The 18,796-nt window shown below is 74.1% G+C and carries 17 protein-coding genes; 7 read left to right on the top strand and 10 right to left on the bottom strand.

All coding sequences use genetic code 11. The features are described from left to right. The first annotated feature begins 76 nt into the window (after positions 1–76). On the top strand, positions 77–358 hold the full coding sequence (locus ACFRAC_RS04905) for an SHOCT domain-containing protein (protein WP_382920734.1): 282 nt from the start codon (positions 77–79) through the stop codon (positions 356–358). A gap of 50 nt (positions 359–408) precedes the next feature. On the opposite strand, the gene ACFRAC_RS04910 is transcribed toward ACFRAC_RS04905, so the two are convergent. Both ACFRAC_RS04910 and ACFRAC_RS04915 read right to left on the bottom strand, forming a co-directional pair. Beyond that, positions 409–951, bottom strand: a complete 543-nt coding sequence (locus ACFRAC_RS04910) for an ATP-binding protein (RefSeq protein WP_382920737.1) — start codon at positions 949–951, stop codon at positions 409–411. 184 nt (positions 952–1,135) lie between these two features. Then, a complete protein-coding gene (locus ACFRAC_RS04915; RefSeq protein WP_382920740.1) occupies positions 1,136–1,459 on the bottom strand; it encodes a hypothetical protein in 324 nt (107 codons plus the stop codon). 324 nt (positions 1,460–1,783) lie between these two features. Here ACFRAC_RS04915 and ACFRAC_RS04920 point away from each other — a divergent pair, with 324 nt between their 5' ends. Beyond that, entirely contained in the window at positions 1,784–2,908 is a 1,125-nt protein-coding gene (locus ACFRAC_RS04920; protein WP_382920743.1) for a PLP-dependent cysteine synthase family protein, read from the top strand. Positions 2,909–2,927: 19 nt separating this feature from the next. Here ACFRAC_RS04920 and ACFRAC_RS04925 read toward each other — a convergent pair whose 3' ends face one another. Together ACFRAC_RS04925 and ACFRAC_RS04930 are read right to left on the bottom strand one after the other, a co-directional pair. After that, entirely contained in the window at positions 2,928–3,407 is a 480-nt protein-coding gene (locus tag ACFRAC_RS04925; RefSeq protein ID WP_382920746.1) for an SRPBCC family protein, read from the bottom strand. Positions 3,408–3,468: 61 nt separating this feature from the next. Next, entirely contained in the window at positions 3,469–4,296 is an 828-nt protein-coding gene (locus tag ACFRAC_RS04930) for a DeoR/GlpR family DNA-binding transcription regulator (RefSeq protein WP_382920749.1), read from the bottom strand. A gap of 290 nt (positions 4,297–4,586) precedes the next feature. Here ACFRAC_RS04930 and ACFRAC_RS04935 point away from each other — a divergent pair, with 290 nt between their 5' ends. Further along, on the top strand, positions 4,587–6,926 hold the full coding sequence (locus ACFRAC_RS04935) for a hypothetical protein (protein ID WP_382920752.1): 2,340 nt from the start codon (positions 4,587–4,589) through the stop codon (positions 6,924–6,926). A gap of 24 nt (positions 6,927–6,950) precedes the next feature. On the opposite strand, the gene ACFRAC_RS04940 is transcribed toward ACFRAC_RS04935, so the two are convergent. From ACFRAC_RS04940 to ACFRAC_RS04955, 4 genes are all read right to left on the bottom strand, one after another. Beyond that, positions 6,951–9,392 (bottom strand): right-handed parallel beta-helix repeat-containing protein, encoded by a 2,442-nt coding sequence (locus tag ACFRAC_RS04940; protein ID WP_382920755.1) that lies wholly within the window; start codon positions 9,390–9,392, stop codon positions 6,951–6,953. Positions 9,393–9,501: 109 nt separating this feature from the next. After that, positions 9,502–10,107 carry a hypothetical protein gene (locus ACFRAC_RS04945; RefSeq protein WP_382920758.1) on the bottom strand — a complete coding sequence of 202 codons (606 nt, stop codon included), beginning with the start codon at positions 10,105–10,107 and terminating at the stop codon, positions 9,502–9,504. 176 nt (positions 10,108–10,283) lie between these two features. Further along, on the bottom strand, positions 10,284–11,111 hold the full coding sequence (locus tag ACFRAC_RS04950) for an MOSC domain-containing protein (protein ID WP_382920760.1): 828 nt from the start codon (positions 11,109–11,111) through the stop codon (positions 10,284–10,286). Positions 11,112–11,153: 42 nt separating this feature from the next. Then, a complete protein-coding gene (locus tag ACFRAC_RS04955) occupies positions 11,154–11,588 on the bottom strand; it encodes a DUF6643 family protein (RefSeq protein ID WP_361348887.1) in 435 nt (144 codons plus the stop codon). A 298-nt stretch (positions 11,589–11,886) separates the two neighbouring features. On the opposite strand from ACFRAC_RS04955, the gene ACFRAC_RS04960 reads away from it, so the two are divergent. Further along, positions 11,887–13,164, top strand: a complete 1,278-nt coding sequence (locus tag ACFRAC_RS04960) for a TerD family protein (protein ID WP_382921141.1) — start codon at positions 11,887–11,889, stop codon at positions 13,162–13,164. Positions 13,165–13,176: 12 nt separating this feature from the next. On the opposite strand, the gene ACFRAC_RS04965 is transcribed toward ACFRAC_RS04960, so the two are convergent. Beyond that, complete coding sequence (locus ACFRAC_RS04965) at positions 13,177–14,370, bottom strand: glycosyltransferase (protein ID WP_382920765.1); 1,194 nt, start codon at positions 14,368–14,370, stop codon at positions 13,177–13,179. Positions 14,371–14,409: 39 nt separating this feature from the next. On the opposite strand from ACFRAC_RS04965, the gene ACFRAC_RS04970 reads away from it, so the two are divergent. Further along, positions 14,410–15,195, top strand: coding sequence for a glutamate racemase (locus tag ACFRAC_RS04970; RefSeq protein ID WP_382920769.1), 786 nt, complete (start codon positions 14,410–14,412; stop codon positions 15,193–15,195). A 105-nt stretch (positions 15,196–15,300) separates the two neighbouring features. Continuing rightward, positions 15,301–15,843: a hypothetical protein gene (locus ACFRAC_RS04975; protein ID WP_382920772.1), complete on the top strand. Its 543-nt coding sequence runs from the start codon at positions 15,301–15,303 to the stop codon at positions 15,841–15,843. Positions 15,844–15,853: 10 nt separating this feature from the next. On the opposite strand, the gene ACFRAC_RS04980 is transcribed toward ACFRAC_RS04975, so the two are convergent. Beyond that, positions 15,854–16,921: an O-antigen ligase family protein gene (locus tag ACFRAC_RS04980; protein ID WP_382920775.1), complete on the bottom strand. Its 1,068-nt coding sequence runs from the start codon at positions 16,919–16,921 to the stop codon at positions 15,854–15,856. Positions 16,922–17,181: 260 nt separating this feature from the next. On the opposite strand from ACFRAC_RS04980, the gene lnt reads away from it, so the two are divergent. Beyond that, positions 17,182–18,792: an apolipoprotein N-acyltransferase gene (gene lnt, locus ACFRAC_RS04985; RefSeq protein WP_382920778.1), complete on the top strand. Its 1,611-nt coding sequence runs from the start codon at positions 17,182–17,184 to the stop codon at positions 18,790–18,792. Positions 18,793–18,796: the final 4 nt, after the last annotated feature.

The raw sequence follows: 18,796 nt of genomic DNA on the forward strand, positions 1-18,796 counted from the left end.
GACGCGGACCGCCTCGCGGGGTGACGCTCGAGTCATCACCTCAGAACGTCCGGACCGACCCGGGAGATGACTCGAGATGCAGACCCTCGCCCACTTCGCCGACGGCGGGCCCGGCCCGTGGATCCTCCTGTTCCCGCTGTTCTGGGCGGCCGTCGTGTTCGGCGGCATCACGCTGGTGCGCCGCACGGGATGGCGCGGCCGCCGTGGCCCACGCCCGGCCCGCCCCGACGACAGCTCGCCGATCACCGTCCTCGGCCACCGGTTCGCCTCCGGCGAGATCGACGAGGACGAGTACTGGCGCCGGCTGTCCGTCCTCAACGAGGAGTTCGGCCGCACGGGCAGGGCCGGCCCCGTGTGAGACCCGAGGGCCGACGGCGCGGCAGCCCTCAGGTCCCCCTCACCGCCCGGTCAGCCGGCAACGGCCGACCGGGCGGGAGCGCGTTCCGGTCGACGCAGGTCGACCGGCGGACCGACCGCCGCGAGACGGCGCAGGGGCTGCTCCACGGTGACGCGGCGCGGCGGCCGCGCGGTCGCGGACGGCGCCGCACCGGGCGTCGGCAGGGAGAACCACACGACCTTGCCGGACTCGCCCTCCGGCCGCACGCCCCAGCTCTCGCTGAGGGCCGCGACCATCGCGAGCCCGCGCCCGCAGGTGGCGAGCGCCTCGGTGTCTCCGGGGTCGGCGGCGACCGGGAACCGGGGGTCGTGGTCGTGGACGGACACCGTCAGGCGGTCGAGCAGCAGCTCGATCTCCACGGTGCACGTCTTGTCCGGCCGTGCGTGCTGATGGACGTTGGTCAACAGCTCGGTCACGCCGAGCGCGGCGCGGTCTATCAACGGGTCCAGATGCCAGTAGCGCAACTGCGCCGATACGATTCTGCGGACCTGGCCGATCCGCGACGGCAGGGCTTGGAGCTCCACCGCGCAGTGCCTGCTTGGGTAACTGATCACGGCTGCGACTCCCCGACTGAAGAGGTCCGGAAGAACACGGAGTACGGATCCAGCAGGGTGCTTGAAGGAAACGGCCGCCTGCTGTCGTGGCCGGCGGGCTGGTTCGCAGCGTTATCGCCGGTAAACCCAGAGTGACGTGAGACCAGCGTGGCGCAGGAGGCGTGGGAACGCAACTCGCGGTGACTCAGCCGTTACGCCCCGCAGCCCTGCGGACGGCCTCGATGAACCGGCGTGCGGCGGGCGGTCCGGGCTCGCCCGGGGCGGGGTCGTGGTCCCCCAACGTCAGTGAGTAGCGCTTGCCGTTGAGGTCGGCGAGGGCCCGGTCGTCCGGCGCGAACCAGGGCCGGGACGCGCGGACCGCCTGCACCGGCGCGCTGTCGATCTCACTGCCGTAACTGGTGAGCAGTTGCAGCCGGCCCTCGCTTATCCGCACCTGTCCGGCCCGGGTCAGGGAGCGCAGCCGCTTCCCGATCCGCACGCCCTTGGCCGTGAACTCCGCCTCCGCCATGCCCCGCCCCCTCGTGCGTCTCGGTGGCCGGCCCGCTCGCGCGCGGGCACCGGCCCGGGTCCCGGTCGTGATCCAGTGTGCACCCCGTCGGGTGCAGTCTGCCCCCGTCCCGCGTCGCGCACCAGTGCGCGCGTGCCCTCGCAGGGGGCGCTCGGAGCACGCGCGCGGACGCGCCCCCGCCGGGTGCGCCGCGAGCGCCCACAAAGGGGTGCCTTTGAGGCTCTCAAAGGTGTGTTTATGCAGGTGAGAAGCGTACGGAAGATGTTTATGCTCGAAGGAACGGCAGCGCGAGTCGCCGCTGCCGAGAGCCCGAGGAGCCGCGCCGTGAGCACCGTCCAGCAGACCCCGTCCGGTGTGACCCTCGACGTCGACCGCAGCGACCCCGCCTATCGCGCCTGGCTGAAAGACGCCGTGCGCAAGGTGCAGGCGGACGCGAACCGTTCGGCCGACACCCACCTGCTGCGCTTCCCGCTGCCCGAGCGGTGGGGCATCGACCTGTACCTCAAGGACGAGTCCACGCACCCCACCGGCAGCCTCAAGCACCGGCTGGCCCGCTCGCTGTTCCTCTACGGCCTCTGCAATGGCTGGATCCGGCCGGACCGCCCGGTGATCGAGGCGTCCAGCGGCTCGACGGCCGTCTCCGAGGCGTACTTCGCCAAGCTGATCGGCGTGCCCTTCATCGCGGTCATGCCGCGCACGACGAGCGCCGAGAAGTGCCGTCTCATCGAATTCCACGGCGGCCGGTGCCACTTCGTGGACGACTCCCGCCGGATGTACGAGGAGTCGGCCCGCCTCGCGGTGGAGACCGGCGGGCACTACATGGACCAGTTCACCTACGCGGAACGGGCCACGGACTGGCGCGGCAACAACAACATCGCCGAGTCCATCTTCCGCCAGCTGCGTCTCGAGCGGTTCCCGGAGCCCTCCTGGATCGTCGCCACGGCCGGCACCGGCGGCACCTCAGCGACCCTCGCCCGCTACGTCCACTACATGCAGCACGACACCCTTGTCTGTGTCGCCGACCCGGAGAACTCGTGCTTCTTCGAGGGCTGGACGACCGGTGACGCCCAGGTGACGTGCGACTGCGGCTCCCGGATCGAGGGCATCGGCCGGCCCCGGATGGAGCCGAGCTTCGTGCCCGGCGCCGTCGACCGCATGATGAAGGTGCCCGACGCCGCCAGCGTCGCCGCCGTGCGCGCCCTGGAGCGGACCATCGGCCGCAGGGCGGGCGGCTCCACCGGCACCGGCCTGTGGAGCGCGCTGAAGATCGTCGCCGAGATGGCGGCCGAGGGACGGCGGGGCAGCGTCGTGACACTGCTGTGCGACCCGGGGGACCGGTACCTCGACAAGTACTACTCGGACGCCTGGCTCGCCGAGCAGGGCCTCGACATCACGCCGTACACGGCGGCCCTCGATCAGATGCTCGCCACGGGCGTCTGGCCCGAGTGAGCCCGCGCGGGGCGCCGGCTCAGGACGCCGAGGCGGCCAGCCGCCGGTCCAGGGAGGTCACCGCACCCCGGAACGCCTGGGCGAGACCGGCGCGCGCCAGCCGCACCGAGGTCCGGAAGGGGGCCGTGCCGTCCACCGCGACGGTCCACTGGACGCGGGTGCCCGCACCGGACGGGGTCAGCCGCCACTCCTCGACCATCGCCCGCGCCCCCGGCGTGTTCGTCAGATCGACGCGATAGGCGTACACCTCGGGGCGCTCGGCCGCGAGCACCGTCTCCTCGAAGCGGGCGCCGCCCTTGAGCCGGATCTCCCGCCGCGCCCCGCCGTCCAGCGGCCGGGCCAGGGTCACCGCCGAGAACCACTGGGTCCACCCGGCCACGTCCTCGGCGAGCGCCGTGTACACCGCCTCGGGAGGCGCGGCCGTCTCCCGCGCGAAGACGTGCCGTACGGGAGCGGCCCCGACGAAGTCGAGCCCCACTTCACGCAGCAGATGTGCCATGGACGACAACCCCTCTGTGGGTGACGCTGCACCGGGCAGCGTCACCCTAGCTGGCGCCTCGTCAGATGTCTGCACCCTCATCGGGCTCGCCCGCCACCACCAGGCGCAGATGCTCAGCGATCTCCGCGCGGGCGCCCACGTCCAGCCCGGAGTCCGTGACCAGGGTGTCGACCTGCTCCAGCGCCGCGAACGAACTCAGCCCCACCACACCCCACTTGGTGTGGTCGGCGATCACCACGACACGCCGCGCCGACTGCACCAGACGCCGGTTGGTCTCGGCCTCCGCCAGATTCGGCGTGGACAGGCCCGCCTCGGCCGATATCCCGTGCACACCGAGGAACAGCATGTCGAAGTGGAGCGCCGCGATCGCCTGGTCGGCGACCGGACCCACCAGCGAGTCGGACGGGGTGCGCACCCCGCCGGTGAGCACCACGGTGGCCGCGCCCTGCCGGGGGCCGGTCGTGCGCTGCGCGGCGTGGAAGACGTCGGCCACCCGCACCGAGTTGGTGACCACCGTCAGATCGGGGACGTCCACCAGCCGATGCGCCAGCGCGTACGTCGTCGTGCCGCCCGACAGGGCGATCGCGCTGCCCGGCACGACCAACTCGGACGCCGCCCGCGCGATGTCCTCCTTCGCCGTCAGCTCCAGCCCCGACTTGGCCTCGAACCCCGGCTCGTGCGTGCTCGCCTCGACCACCGGGACGGCACCGCCGTGCACCTTCTCCAGCACGCCCTGCCGGGCGAGCGCGTCGAGGTCCCGGCGCACCGTCATGTCCGACACGCCCAGCTTGCGGGTGAGCTCGTTGACACGCACCCCGCCTCGGCGCCGTACCTCGTCCAGGATCAGGGCGCGTCGCTGCTCCGCGAGGAGGTTCTGATTCTCGCTCACGTACGCTCCGGTCCTCTCGCCGCTGCCGTCCGACCTGCCCCGCCACCCTGTCCGACAAGGCCATTCTCGCCCCTGCCCGGGCGCGGGACGACCCATCCTCGCACGGGCCGCCCCCACCCGTGTCACCGGTCGCTCCGACGCGTGCATGCCAGTTCTCGGGCCGGCCGTCCCACCCGGCCCGCACACGCTCCGCGGAGATTGCGTAACGGGAGGTGTACGACGGCCCGGGAGTGGAGATCCTGTGCCCGCACGGACACGCGCGAGGGCTCGAAACGGGGGAGGTGCCGGAGATGGGACGTGCACGGCGACACGCCTCGACGAACAGCGAGGACACGGCACCGAGGCCGCCGGACACCTGCGGTCCCGACGCCGGGGAGGCCAGGATCGCCCTGGAACTCCTGGTCCACGGCGTCGGCGGCACCACACCGCAGCAGATGCTCGACGACCCGCGGACCGAGCGGATCACCGGCGACGACACCGCCGCCGTCTTCCGCCGCGCCGACGACGTCGACGCCGAGAGCCGCCCCGGCGACCTCCGGGGCCGGCCGGTTCCCGAGGCGTACGTCTGGTGCAACCTCACCTCCGGCAACAGCGCACGCGCGTTATGGCTCCTCCTCCTGCCGTTCATGGTGGTCAACCTCGCCCACTGGATGCGCCCCGCCGCCCGTGACCGCGCCCGCACGGTCCGCCTGTACGGCCTGCTCGTCCGGCTCGCGGGGCTCAGCCTGACCGTGCTGCTCGTCGCCGCCGCCTGCGAGGTCGCCCTGGACCTCACGGCGTGGCAGTGCGCCGGCACCGACGGCTGCGCCGGCCGGCACAGCTGGCTGGGCTTCCTTTCGGACGGCGGCTGGTGGAGCGGACCCGGCCGCAGACTCGCCCTCGCCGCCGTGGTGCCCACGGCCCTCACCGGACTGCTCTGGTACCTCTCCCGGCGCACCTGGAGCGCGTACGAGTCCCAGCAGCCCATGTCCCGGCGGCCCGAGCCCGACGAGGCGGCCGACGGCACCGCCCTGGGCCGTCCCGGCTTCTGGTACGGCCGCCGCCTGGTCGCCCGGCTGCGCGCCGCGCACACCGCCGCCGGACTGCTGACGGTGGCCGCCGCGGCCGGCTCGGCGGCGGCACGCTTCGACCGCCGCCCGGGCGGCCCCCCGCTCCTCGACGTGCTCGGCTGGGCCCTCGACGCGGCCCTCGCCACCGGCGCGGCCGCGGTGGTGTGGGTGGTGTGCCGCCGGGGCCGCACCGAGAACCGCCTCGACCACCAGCTCGACACCCATCTGGTGCGCCGCCTGCCGCTCGCCGCCCTCGCCCTGCTCGTGCTCACCCTCGTCTACGCCGGCTGGGAGCGGCCCGGCTGGCAGTCGGCGGGCCGCCTCCCGGGCGACGCCACCTTCGGAGCCATCGCCCTCCTCCAGGGCCTGACCGCCGTCACCCTCGCCGTCGTCGCGCACCTCCTGCACCGCACCGCACCAGACCCGCGCGCCGCGATGCGCGGCCTCGGCGGACCCGCCGTCGTGATGCTGGCCTGCGCCCTCGGCGGCGTGATGTCCGGCGGTGTCTCCCAGCGCGTCGCGGACTGGCTGGACGGGACCGGCGCGTCCATCCCCGGCCCGCCCGTCCTGCTGACGTGGCAGGCGTCCGTCATCCCCCCGCTGCTGGTCCTCCTCCTGCTGCTCCTCGGCCTGCTGGCGCGGCGCGCCTGGCTGCTGCGCCGCGCCGAACTCGTCGCCGTCGAGGCCGACTACGCCGACGAGCCGCACGACCTCGTGCGCACCCGCCGCATCGCGAGCACCCGCGCGATGGCCACCCTCACCGACCGCGCGCCCCTCGTCGTCGCCGTCACCGCCGCCGCGACCCTGCTGCTCGGTGCCGGAGCCCTCGCCGGGGCGCTGACCACCGGGGACACCCCGAGCGAGACCGCGGCGGGCACGTACGCCGTCGTCCACGGCGCCGCCCAGACCGCGCAGGCCCTCGGCTCCTGGCTCATCGGCTTCGGCTTCATACTGTTCGTCACCTGGGGCCGCCGCGCCTACAAGGACGCCTCCGCCCGCCGCACCATCGGCATCCTCTGGGACGTCGGCACCTTCTGGCCGCGCGCCGCCCACCCCTTCGCGCCGCCCTGCTACGCCGAACGCGCGGTGCCCGACCTGACCTGGCGGATCGCCACCTGGACCCGCGCCGAGGAGGGCCGCCGTCTCGTCCTCTCCGGGCACTCGCAGGGCAGCGTCCTCGCGGCGGCCGCTGCCTGGCAGCTGACGCCGGCCGACCGGAAACGGGTCGCGCTGCTCACCTACGGCTCCCCGCTGGAACGCCTCTACGGCCGCTGGTTCCCCGCCCACTTCGGCCCCGACGCGCTCGCCTCGCTGCACGCCGAGGTGGACTGCTGGCGCAACCTGTACCGGCGCACCGACCCCATCGGCGGGCCGGTCCGGCTGCCCGGCGACGCCGGCCCCGCGGTGGACCGCGAGGCCCTCAGGGACCCGCTCGCCTACGGGCGCACCGCCGAACACCCGCTCCCCGCGCCCATCCACGGCCACAGCGACTACCAGGCCGACCCCGCCTTCGCGGAGGAACGGGAGCGGCTGCTCGGCCGGTTGTACCCGGAGGTGCCGGGGCAGCGCCCCGAGAGCTGACCGGCGCCCAGGGCCCCGCCCGGGTCAGGTCAGCTCGGGCAGGTCCTCGGAGTACAGCAGCGTCAGATCGTCCGTGCTGGGCTCCGCGAGCTGGGCGACCCGGCCCGCGTGCCGCTCCACCATCGCCTCGAAGGTCTGCCGGGCCGTACGGCCGTTGCCGAACGCGGGGCCCTTCGGGAGCGCCGTGAAGTACTTCTGCAACGCCTCGGCGACCTCCGGACCCAGCCGGTACTCGTGCTCCTCGGCCTGCTGCTCCACGATCCGCAGCAGCTCCTCGGGGCCGTAGTCGCTGAAGGTGATGGTCCGTGAGAAGCGGGACGCCACACCGGGGTTGACCTGGAGGAAGCGCTCCATCTCCGCGGTGTAGCCCGCCACGATCACGACGACCGCGTCGCGGTGGTCCTCCATCAGCTTCACCAGGGTGTCGATGGCCTCCTTGCCGAAGTCCCGGCCCGAGTCCTCCGGGGACAGCGCGTACGCCTCGTCGATGAACAGGACACCGCCGCGCGCCTTCTCGAACGCCTCCTGGGTGCGGATCGCCGTGGAACCGATGTGCTCACCGACCAGGTCGACCCGGGACACCTCCACCAGGTGCCCCTTCTCCAGCACGCCCAGGGAGGCGAGGATCTCGCCGTAGAGACGGGCGACCGTCGTCTTGCCGGTGCCGGGGGAGCCGGTGAAGACCAGATGCCGCTTGACCGAGGCCGCCTTCAGCCCGGCCTCACGGCGCCGCCGCCCCACCTCGATCATGTCGGTCAGCGCCCGTACCTCGCGCTTGACGCTCTCCAGGCCGACCAGCGCGTCCAGTTCACCGAGGACGTCCTGGGACGTCCGGGACGACTGCTCGGGCCGCGGGTCCGGGACCGCCGCCTCCTCCGCGGTGCCGCGCGGCACCGGGACGGAGCCGAGGAGACCGCCGGGCGACTGGTGCGCCGTCTGCGCCACGGGCTCCGGTCCCGAGGGCTGCTGCCGCAGGCCCGCGCTCTCGTCGCTCGTGCAGTCCTCCACGTCCGGTCCCGCCCCCGGCCCGTCGGCGCCGCCTTCCGCGAACTCGTAGCCCCCGCGCGCGCAGCGCTCCGTACGGCACTTGCGCAGCGTCGTACGGCAGCCGTCGATCACATGGAAGCCGTAGCCGGCGCTGCCCTGGACCCGGCAGTTCAGGAAAGTGCCGCGGCCGCCCGCCGAGACGTAGAAGCCGGCCTCCGCCGGGGAGTCGACGGTGCAGCGCTCGATCGTCGGATCGGCGCCCTTGGTGACGATCACGCCGGTCTGGGTGCCGTCCACCGTGCAGTTGTTCAGCGTGCCGCCGCTGCCGTGGTCACGGAACCAGGCGCCCGTCGCCGCGTCCCGGATACGGCAGTCGTCGAGCTGAGCGGTGGCGCCGTCGCTCACCGACACCGCGGTGTTGCGCACCTGGGACAGGTCGCTGTCCACGACGTCCGCGCGGGAGCCCCGGTCGAGGACGAACAGGGCGTCGGGCACGTCGTGCACCCGGCAGGAGTCGAGCACCGCGGTGGCACCGTCGCTGACCCACACCGCCGGGTAGTCGCCGGTGCTGTCGAAGATCTCGCACTGGTTGGCGTCCACCCGGGTGCCCGGGTCCCACACCGACAGGCCGTTGCGCCCGAACTGACGCACCGTCGTGCGGGTCAGGGTGAGCACAGAGCGGGAACGCAGGTCGATCGCGTTCTCCGGGGCGTCGTGGATCCGGCAGTCCGCCAGGGTCAGCACGGCGTCCGTGTCGAGGGTGACACCGTCGGACGTGGTGCGGTGCACGTCGCAGTCGGTGAGGTGGGCGGTGGCCCGGCCGGTGATCTGCACCCCGGAGCCCCGCACCTCGTAGATCTCGCAACCGACGGCCTCCAGCGCGGAGTTGTCCCCGGTCGCCGTCAGACCCGAGCCCGAGGCGTGGTGCACCCGGCAGCGGTCCAGGCGGGGATGCCCGCCGCCGCGCACCGCGATACCGGCCTGGCCGGCCGCGACCACCTCGCACTCCTCGAACACGCCGCCGCCACCGTCGAGCACGGCGATGCCGACGCCCGCCGGATTGTCCACGGTGCAGCGCCGCACCGTGGGCCGGGCGCCGCCGCGCACCTCGATGCCGGCCGCGGAGCGCGTGACGATCCGCAGGCCGGACAGCTCGGGAGTGCCCTCCTCGACCAGCAGCGCGGGCGCCGCCGCGTCCTGGCCCTCCACATGCAGGTCCAGCACCACCGCCGAGGCCCGCACCGTCAACGGCACGCCGTCCAGGGGCGCGATGCGCACCGAGCCGGGGGAGCCCTCGGGGCCGCGCAGGGTCACCGCCCGCTGCACCACGAGGTTCTCCCGGTAGGTGCCGGGGGCGACGGTGAGGACGTCACCGTCGGCCGCGGCCTCCAGGGCGGCGGCGAGCGACGCGTACTCACCCGTGCGGCGCCGCCACCGCGAAGTGCCGGTGTGCGTCACCTGGACCGTGCCCTGTGCCATGGTGTTGACGTGCCCCCACCTCGTAGTACGCGGGTCTGTCTGCCGAAGACTTCGGCCGGTCCACCGTAGCGTGCGCGCGGACGGTGGGTTGACCAGAGCCGGAAGGCGGTCAGCTGCCGGTGCCGGTCCGGCCCCAGTCGGGGCCGACCCTGTCCCAGGCCCGGTCCCAACTCAGGTATCTGCCACAGACCATGCGCCAGACGATCAGGCGTCTGGCGGCCTCTATCAGGGCGATCGCGAGCAGCGCCGCGCCGAACCCGGCGATCACGGCGTGCGCCGACGCCGTCGCGGACTCCAGCGGCGGGGCCACGACCCGGCCCTGACGGTCGATCCACAGCGGGAAGCGGGTGCCCGGGTCCGGGCTGTTCAGGTCCACGGTGACCGGGCCCCGGCGCGCGGTGCCGTCCGCGGCGGTCCAGTCGGCCAGGACGCGGGCCCGCACACCGCGTCCGGTGGTGGTCTCGGGGTCGACGTCGAGCCGGGTCCCGTCGAGTTTGCGGACCACGGTCGCCCACACCTGGTGCCGGGACGCGCGCTGCTGCCGCACGGACTCCTGGAGGGAGTCCTGGGCGAGGCCGCCGACCACGGAGCCGGCCGTGGGCGCGGCGAGGACGATGAGCAGCATCGCCAGCAGGGCCACCCAGCCCTCGGCCACGTCGGTCCGGCGGCGCAGCGGATTGTGCCGCCAGCGCCACAGACCTGTGATCGCCCGCATCGTCGGTCACCCCCTTCCGGCACGGTCACGCCCCCGCGCCGGTCCGCTTCCCCGCGGGTCCGGTCCGGGAGCGGGCGGCGTCACGCCCCGCGTCCTTCACGCACATCTCACAGCATGCCCAACGCGCGGCCCCCCGGCCCCGGTTCCCGCGATCCGCCGGACTCGCACAGATCTTCTCAGCCGAGGATCCCGACCGGGTCACCGGCCCGGATCATGCCCGGGCCCAGGGGGACCAGGTTCTGGCCGAAGACCAGCTTGCCGCCCCTGCGGCGGTGTACGCCGAGGGTGTGCAGGGGCTCCTTGCCGCGCTCGCCGGTGCGCTGGTCGGTGGTGGTGACCGCGCAGCGCCCGCACATCTTGGCGACCCGGAAGGTGACCTCGCCGATGGCGACGCGGGTCCAGTCGTCCTCGGCCCAGGCGTCGGTGCCCGAGACGACGACGTTCGGCCGGAAGCGGTCCATGGGCAGCGGCCCCTCGGCGGCGTGCTCGCCGCGGGCGACGAGGGAGTTGAGGGCGTCGAGGGACGCCGTGGTGGTGAGCAGCAGCGGGTATCCGTCGGCCAGGCTCACCGTCTCGCCGGGCAGGGCGTGGTCCGGGTCGACGGGCCGGCGCGTCGCGGGGGAGTCCAGGTGTACGAGGCGCGCCTCGGTGCCGAGGAAGGTGCCGCACCAGCTGTGCGCGGCGTCGTCCTCGGCGGGGACCGTCTCCACCTTGTCGCCGAAGAGGTCCATCGGCACCGTGCCCGCCGCGCGCGGCACGGCCACGGTCAGGGGCTCCATGCCGGGCGCGGACAGGCGGACGCCGCCGCCGGGCATCGGCTCGGCGGCGGCGCGCGCCAGTTGCGGGTGCCGGCGCTGTGTCACGACCTTTCCCCCAGCGTCGATCAGCGCCCAGCGCCGGTCGCCGGCCAGCCCCCAGGGCTCCACGACGGCTTCCCGGAGCTCGACGCTCCGGAACGCCTTGACCGGGTGGACGTGGATCGACTGCAGCCGCGGATGTCCCATGGGGTCATCGTGCCAGGTGGCGCCGACGGCCCGGGGGACGGATCAGTAGCCGCGATACTGCTGCTGGTTGTACGGGTCCTGGTACTGCGGCGCGGCGGGCCGGGGAGCCGCGGGGCGCATGGCCTCGTAGCCCATGCCGCCGGGAGCCACCGGGCGAGGCTGCTGCGGAGCCTGCGGTCCGGGGTAGCCCCGCGGGGCGGCCTGCTGCGGGATGTACGCCGCCGGCGCCTGCTGCAGCGGAGCGGGCTGCGGCGCCTGCGGGTAACCGTAGGAGGGATGGGACGGGGCCGCCGGGAGGGCGGGGAGCGCGGACGGCAGCGCGGGCAGATGACTGGCCGGGCTGTCGTACGCGGCGGGGACCCGAATCGGGGCGATCTGCGGGGTGCCCCGCTCGGCCACGAGCGAGTCGTAGATCGGGGTGTCCGGGAAGGAGGCGGAGTAGTAGCCGCCGCCATACGTGGAGCGGGGGGAGGTCATGGCACATAAGGTAAGCCCACGATGTGCTGGTTGGGGAGACCGATAAGAGGGTTGTTTTACGGTTCCGCCGTGACGCCGGATCCCCAATGCGAGCGAACTTGGCAAAAAGGGACGGCAATCGGCGTTCGGATCAGGTAAAGGCCGAGTTCCGAGGGCGTTACCGGCGGTTGACCTCCGGTCTTCTCCTCCCCTTCTCCAGGGTTCCTGGATGCGCGGAATAGGTTGACCCTGTAGAACTCGACGGACCGCCGGGACACCCCCGGTGCGCGAAGATCACGTGATGGGGGCGGACATGACAATGTCGAAAGGGTCCAATGTTCCGGTGCCGGCCACGGCTTTGACGGTCGAATTGGGCTGGCACTCCGCGCCGGGCACCCCCGACGTGGACGCCTCGGCCCTGTTGCTCGTCGGCGGAAAGGTCCGCTCCGACGCCGACTTCGTCTTCTACAACCAGCCCGCGCACGCCTCCGGAGCCGTCCGGCACGAGGGCAGGACGAGCGACGGCGGCCGGATCGCCGACCGCCTCGTCGTCGACCTCCCGCGCGTGGAGCCCGCGATCGAGACCGTCATCCTCGCCGCGTCCGCGGACGGCGGGTCCTTCGGCCAGGTGCCGGGCCTCTACATCGAGGTCAAGGACGCCGCGCAGGGCACCGTCGTCGCCCGCTTCGACAGCACCGGCGCCACCGTGGAAACGGCCTTCGTCCTGGGCGAGTTCTACCGGCGCCAGGGCGCCTGGAAGTTCCGCGCCGTCGGCCAGGGCTACGACACCGGCCTCGCCGGCCTGGCCACCGACTACGGCATCACCGTCGACGAACCCCAGCAGGCGGCACCCACGCCGGCGGCCCCCGTGACCCCGCCCCCGCCGCCGGCCCCGCCCGTGACGATGCCCCCGCCCGCCATGCCGCCGGTCCCGCCGCCCGCCCCCCAGGCACCCCCGGTCAGCCTGAGCAAGGTGACGCTCACCAAGTCGTCCCCCTCCGTCTCCCTGACCAAGCAGGGCGGCACCTCGGGTGCCATGCGCGTCAACCTCAACTGGCAGGTGCGCAAGCAGTTCTCCGGCTGGGCGAGCAAACTGGGCCGCCCGGTCGCCATGCACGACGACCTCGACCTCGACCTGTGCGCCCTGTACGAGCTGTCCGACGGGAGCAAAGGGGTCATCCAGGCACTCGGCAACGCCTACGGGGCCCTGCACCAGCCGCCGTACATCCACCTCGACGGCGACGACCGCACCGGCGCCGTGGCCAGCGGCGAGAACCTCACCATCAACCTCGACCACCAGCGGGCCTTCCGCCGCGTCCTGGTCTTCGTCACCATCTACCAGGGCGCGCGCTCCTTCGCCGACCTCAACGCCACGGTCACCCTCACCCCGCAGCACGGCGCCCCGGTCGACTTCTCCCTCGACGAGTGCACCGTCCCCTCCACGGTGTGCGCCCTCGCCCTGATCACCCGGACCGGCGACGACCTCGTCGTCCAGCGCGAGGCCCGCTACCTCGTCCCCGAACGCGGCGTGAGCCCCCAGCGCACCGTCGACCACGCCTACGGCTGGGGCATGAACTGGACCCCGGGCCGCAAGTAGCCGGCACGGGCGTCAGCTCTCCTCGGGCACCGTTCCGGGACGCGTGTAGGTGCGGCCCTTCCAGGCCGCACCGCGTCCCCGGTAGTGCTGGACGGCGGAGTCGGCCGTCATCAGCAGATAGAGGAACGCCGTCACCGGCAGCAGCGGAGCGAGCCACGGCGGCTGCCGGTAGTAGCGGAGCATCGGCAGATACGTGCCGGTCATCACCAGCCAGGCCAGGCCGCCCAGGAGCGCCGCCGGTCCGTCCCCGGCGGCGGCGCCCAGGACCAGGGCCGCCGGCGGCACCAGATAGACCAGCGCGAGCCCGGCGATCGTGCCGAGCAGCAGCAGGGGCTGGTGCCGCAGCTGCGCGTAGGCGCTGCGGGAGACCATCCGCCACAGGTCGGCCAGCCGGGGATACGGACGCACACTGTCCACCCGGTCCGCCAGGCCCAGCCAGATCCGGCCGCCGCCGCGCTTGACCGCGCGCGCGAGCGCCACGTCGTCGATCACGGCGCCGCGGATGGCGTCCGGGATGCGCGCCCGGACGGCGGTGTCGGTCCGCAGCAGCACACAGCCGCCCGCCGCGGCGGCCGTCCGTGTCCCCTTGTACCCGACCCGGCGGAACGGGTACAGCTGGGCGAAGAAGTACACGAACGCCGGCACCACCAGCCGCTCCCACAGGCTGTCCACGCGCAGCCGGGCCATCTGCGAGACGGCGTCGAAGCCGCCCGCGCGGGCCGCCGCCACCAGCTCCCGCAGGCTGTCCGGGGCATGCGCGATGTCCGCGTCCGTCAGCAGCAGGTACTCGGGCTCCCGCGCGCGGGCCAGCCCGATGCCGTGGCGCACCGCCCAGAGCTTGCCGGTCCAGCCGGCCGGCGGGTCGCCGGGGGAGTCCACGGTCAGCGGGAGGCCGCCGTGCTCGCGGGCGAGCCGCTGGGCCAGCTCGCCGGTGCCGTCGGTGCTCCCGTCGTCGACGAGGAAGACCTCCGCGCGCCCCGGATAGTCCTGGGTGAGCAGCGACGGCAGACTCGAGGGCAGCACCGCCGCCTCGTCACGCGCGGGCACGACGACACAGACGGACGGCCACTGACCGGGGTCCGTACGCCGCGGGAGCCTGACGTCCGTGCGCCAGAAGAAGCCCTGGCAGAGCAGCAGCCACAGCCAGGCGGCCAGGGATCCGGCGACGATCCACGCGAAGGCGCTCACGCGCGCAGTCTGCCCCACGACGGCCGCCCGTAAGGGCCCATCGTCTATCGTGGCCGGGTGAAGATCGCGCTGATGGACTCCGGAATCGGTCTGCTGGCGGCGACGGCCGCCGTACGGCGGCTGCGACCCGACGCGGATCTCGTGCTCTCCCTCGACCCCGACGGCATGCCCTGGGGACCGAGGACCCCCGAGGACCTCACCGGGCGTGCCCTGGCCGTCGCGGAGGCCGCCGCCGAGCACCGCCCCGACGCCCTGATCATCGGCTGCAACACCGCCACCGTGCACGCCCTGCCGGCCCTGCGTGCCCGCCTCGAACCCGGCATACCGGTCGTCGGCACGGTCCCGGCGATCAAGCCGGCCGCCGCCGGCGGGGGCCCCGTCGCCATCTGGGCCACTCCGGCCACGACCGGCAGCCCCTACCAGCGCGGGCTGATCCAGGACTTCGCGGGCGGTGTGCGGGTCACCGAGGTCCCGTGCTTCGGGCTGGCCGAGGCGGTCGAGCACGCGGACGAGACGGCCATCGACGCCGCCGTCGCCGCGGCCGCCGCGCTCACCCCCGGGGACGTCACCACCGTCGTCCTGGGCTGCACCCACTACGAGCTGGTCGCCGAGCGCATCCGCGCCGCCGTGCAGCGCCCCGGCTTCCCGCCGCTCGTCCTGCACGGCTCCGCCGGGGCGGTCGCCGCGCAGGCGCTGCGCCGGCTCGGCGAGCAGCCCGCCCCGCGGGCCGCGGTCACCGGCATCCTGACCGTGCTGCTCAGCGGCCGCGAGGGCCCCCTGCCGGCGGCGGCCCTGTCCTACGCGGAAGGCCGTCTGCTCAAGGCGACCAGTCCGGCCGGCTGACCGCCCGCCGCCGTGCGGACCGGTTCGGTCCGCTCTCGGCCGGTCGGAGCAGTCACGCTGTGCAGCGCGGTACCACCTCAGCGGAATCTGAGTAATCTCATAGCCATGAGGGACCACCCCCACGGCAGGAAGCCGCATCCCGATGTCTGGACCGGGCGGGCGACCAACAGGGTCCAGTGGCTGCTCGCGCTCGCCGGCGCCGCCTGTATGGCGCTAGGCATCGAGCTGGCGGTCGACTCCGCGTGGACGGGTGGCCTCGCCCCCCTCGTCATGGCCGTCGTCGGCTGCATCGCCGCCGGACTGCTCGTCCTCTTCGGCACCCTCGCCTTCGTGCACGTCGCGCTGAAGGTCGATCAGGAGTGTCTGGAGGTGCGCTGCGGCCACATCGGCGTGCCCCGCCGGCGCATCCCCCTCTCAGAGGTCGAGGGCGCCGACTTCCTGCCCCTGGTCACCCCGCGCCACTGGGGCGGCTGGGGCTACCGGTGGCGACCGGAGAAGGGCACCGCCGTCGTCGTACGCCGGGGTGAGGGACTGGTCCTGCGGCTGCGGGACGGGCACAGCTTCACCGTGACCGTGGACGACGCCGAGGCGGCCGTACGGGTCATCGAGGACCGCCTGCGCGCCCGGACGGCGGGCACCGCGCTGTGACCGCGGCGGCTCACGGCACGGGATGACCGTCCCGCGCGCGGGACGGTGACCCGCTGCTCCGGGACGATTCGGCCGTCAGGGGCCGTGCCGTCGCCAGCCCCGCCAGCAACCCGGCGCCCACCGACACCGCCGTGAAGCTGAGCGCGTTGCCGACGGCGGCGATCGCGGCCACGGCCGTCAGTGTCGCGGCCGCGGTGAGGGCGACAGGCGTCGGCCGCCGGGTGCGCCACAGGGCGAACAGCATCCAGCAGAAGGCCGCCGCGAGCAGCAGCAGACCGACGACCCCCTGCTCCGCGGCCTGTTGCAACGGCGCCGAGTGCGGTTTGGCGTCCGCGAGCACCACACCGCCGGTCGTCCCGCCGAACTCCCCGAAGCGCCCCGGACCGACGCCCAGGGCGGGATCGTGGCCGGCCAGGCGCAGCGCGTCGTGCCACAGCTCGACGCGCTGCCGGGTCAGCCGCCCCTCCAGCCGGCCGCCGAGCCCGCCCGGCACCGCCTTCGCCGCGACGGCCCAGGTCAGCCCGGTCACCGCGAGCGCCGCCGCGGCCAGCCCCGCGATGGCCACGCCCCGGCGCAGGTGAGCGGCGGCGAGCGAGCACAGCAGGACGGCGGTACAGGTGACGAATCCGCTGGTCGAGCCGAGCACGGCCGCGGTCACCGCGATCCCGGCGGCCAGCACGCGCAGGCTGAGGCGGAGCACCGCGGACCTCGCTGACCAGGCCGCGCAGCAGGCGGCGCCGGCCGACAGGGTCAGAACGGCGGCGGTGGCCCCGGCGTGGCCCAGCGGGGCGACCAGCTGGGGGCCCGGCGCCAGCTGCGGGACGGTCAGGGTGAGGGCCACCCCGGCCAGCGCGCCGGCGCAGGGCGCGGCGACCGGCAGCAGCGCGCCGCCGATCCGCCCCACCGCGTAGCCCGCGGCGACCGCGAGCACCGCCAGCAGGACGCCCTCGGGGCGCCCTCCGTGGACGGCCGCCGAGATCAGCGACCAGGCGGCGCAGGCGCCCAGCACCACGACGCCCGTCGCGTCAGAAACGTTTCGTCTGTCGCTCTCGTCGTCCGGCCCTGCCCCGGACGTCATCCCCGTGGAACCCACCCCGCCCCCCGAACCCGGTCCCCCGACCTGTGACGGACCCCGTCCCACCGGACCTGAACCGGATGCGACCGGGGCTGCGGCATACCGTAACGGCATGGGGGCGGTTTGTGGACGCCTCGTGCACAGGCCATCCGGCGACGGGCCCCGGAGAGGGCCCGGCGGCGGTGGGGCGCGCCGGGCCGGGAGGCCGCCCGCCGCCCCGGCCGAGCTGTCGGCCGCGCACCGGGCCGCCGTACACTCCCGGAGTGACCGTCACCGCAACCTCCGTGGACGAGTCGGACCAGCTCAAGCCGCCGATCGCGCCCCCGCCGCGCGCGGCACGGCTCATGCGTGTGGTTCCGGCCCTCACCGCGGCGCTCTCCGGAGTGCTGCTCTACGTCAGTTTCCCGCCCCGCACCCTCTGGTGGCTGGCCCTGCCCGCCTTCGCCGGCCTCGGCTGGGTGCTGCGCGGCCGTAGCTGGAAGGCGGGACTCGGCCTCGGCTACCTGTTCGGCCTCGGCTTCCTGCTGCCGCTGCTGGTGTGGACCGGTGTGGAGGTGGGCCCCGGGCCCTGGCTGGCGCTCGTGGCCATCGAGGCGGTCTTCGTGGCGCTGGTGGGCGCCGGGATCGCCGCGGTGTCGAAGCTCCCGGGCTCGCCGCTCTGGGCGGCGGCCCTGTGGATCGCCGGAGAGGCGGCCCGCGCGCGGGCGCCGTTCAACGGCTTCCCCTGGGGCAAGATCGCGTTCGGCCAGGCCGACGGAGTCTTCCTGCCGCTGGCCGCCGTGGGCGGCACCCCGGTGCTCGGTTTCGCCGTCGTCCTGTGCGGCTTCGGCCTGTACGAGGTCGTGCGGCTCGCCGTCGACCACCGCCGCACCCGGACGGCGCGGCGGTCCGCCGCGGCCGTCGCCCTGCTGAGCGTGGCCGTGCCCGTGGCGGGCGCTCTGGCCGCGCGGCCCCTGGTCAGCGACACGGCGCAGGACGGGACCGCGACCGTCGCGGTCATCCAGGGCAACGTGCCCCGCGCCGGCCTCGACTTCAACGCCCAGCGCCGGGCCGTCCTCGACCACCACGCGCGGGAGACCGAGCGCCTGGCGGCCGAGGTGAAGGCCGGCAAGGTCCCCCGCCCCGACTTCGTGCTGTGGCCGGAGAACTCCTCCGACATCGACCCGTTCGCCAACGCCGACGCCCGCGCCGTCATCGACACGGCCGCCAAGGCGATCGGCGTGCCCGTCTCGGTCGGCGGCGTCGTCGAGCGGGACGGCAGGCTGCTCAACGAGCAGATCCTGTGGGACCCGGAGAAGGGGCCCGTGGACACCTACGACAAGCGGCAGATCCAGCCCTTCGGCGAGTACCTGCCGCTGCGCTCGCTCGTCGGGGCCATCAACGAGGACTGGACCTCGATGGTCCGCAAGGACTTCAGCCGGGGCAGCGAACCGGGCGTGTTCACCATGGCCGGCACCCGGGTCGGCCTCGTCACCTGCTACGAGGCCGCGTTCGACTGGGCGGTGCGCTCCGAGGTCGAGGACGGCGCGCGGATCATCTCCGTCCCGAGCAACAACGCCACCTTCGACCGCAGCGAGGTGACCTACCAGCAGCTCGCCATGTCCCGGGTGCGCGCGGTCGAGCACAGCCGGACCGTCACCGTCCCGGTGACCAGCGGCGTCAGCGCGATCATCATGCCGGACGGGACGATCACCCAGCGGACGGGCATGTTCGTCGCCGACTCCCTCGTCCAGAAGGTGCCGCTGCGCTCCACCGAGACCCCCGCCACCCGGCTCGGCGTCATGCCGGAGATCGCCCTGGTGCTGGTCGCCGCGGGCGGACTGGGCTGGGCGATCGGCTCGGGCATCCGCACCCGGCGCCCTCGCACCGCCTGACCGG

Origin of the sequence: Streptomyces sp. NPDC056628 (genome assembly GCF_042792555.1) — a bacterium.
Classification (GTDB): domain Bacteria; phylum Actinomycetota; class Actinomycetes; order Streptomycetales; family Streptomycetaceae; genus Streptomyces.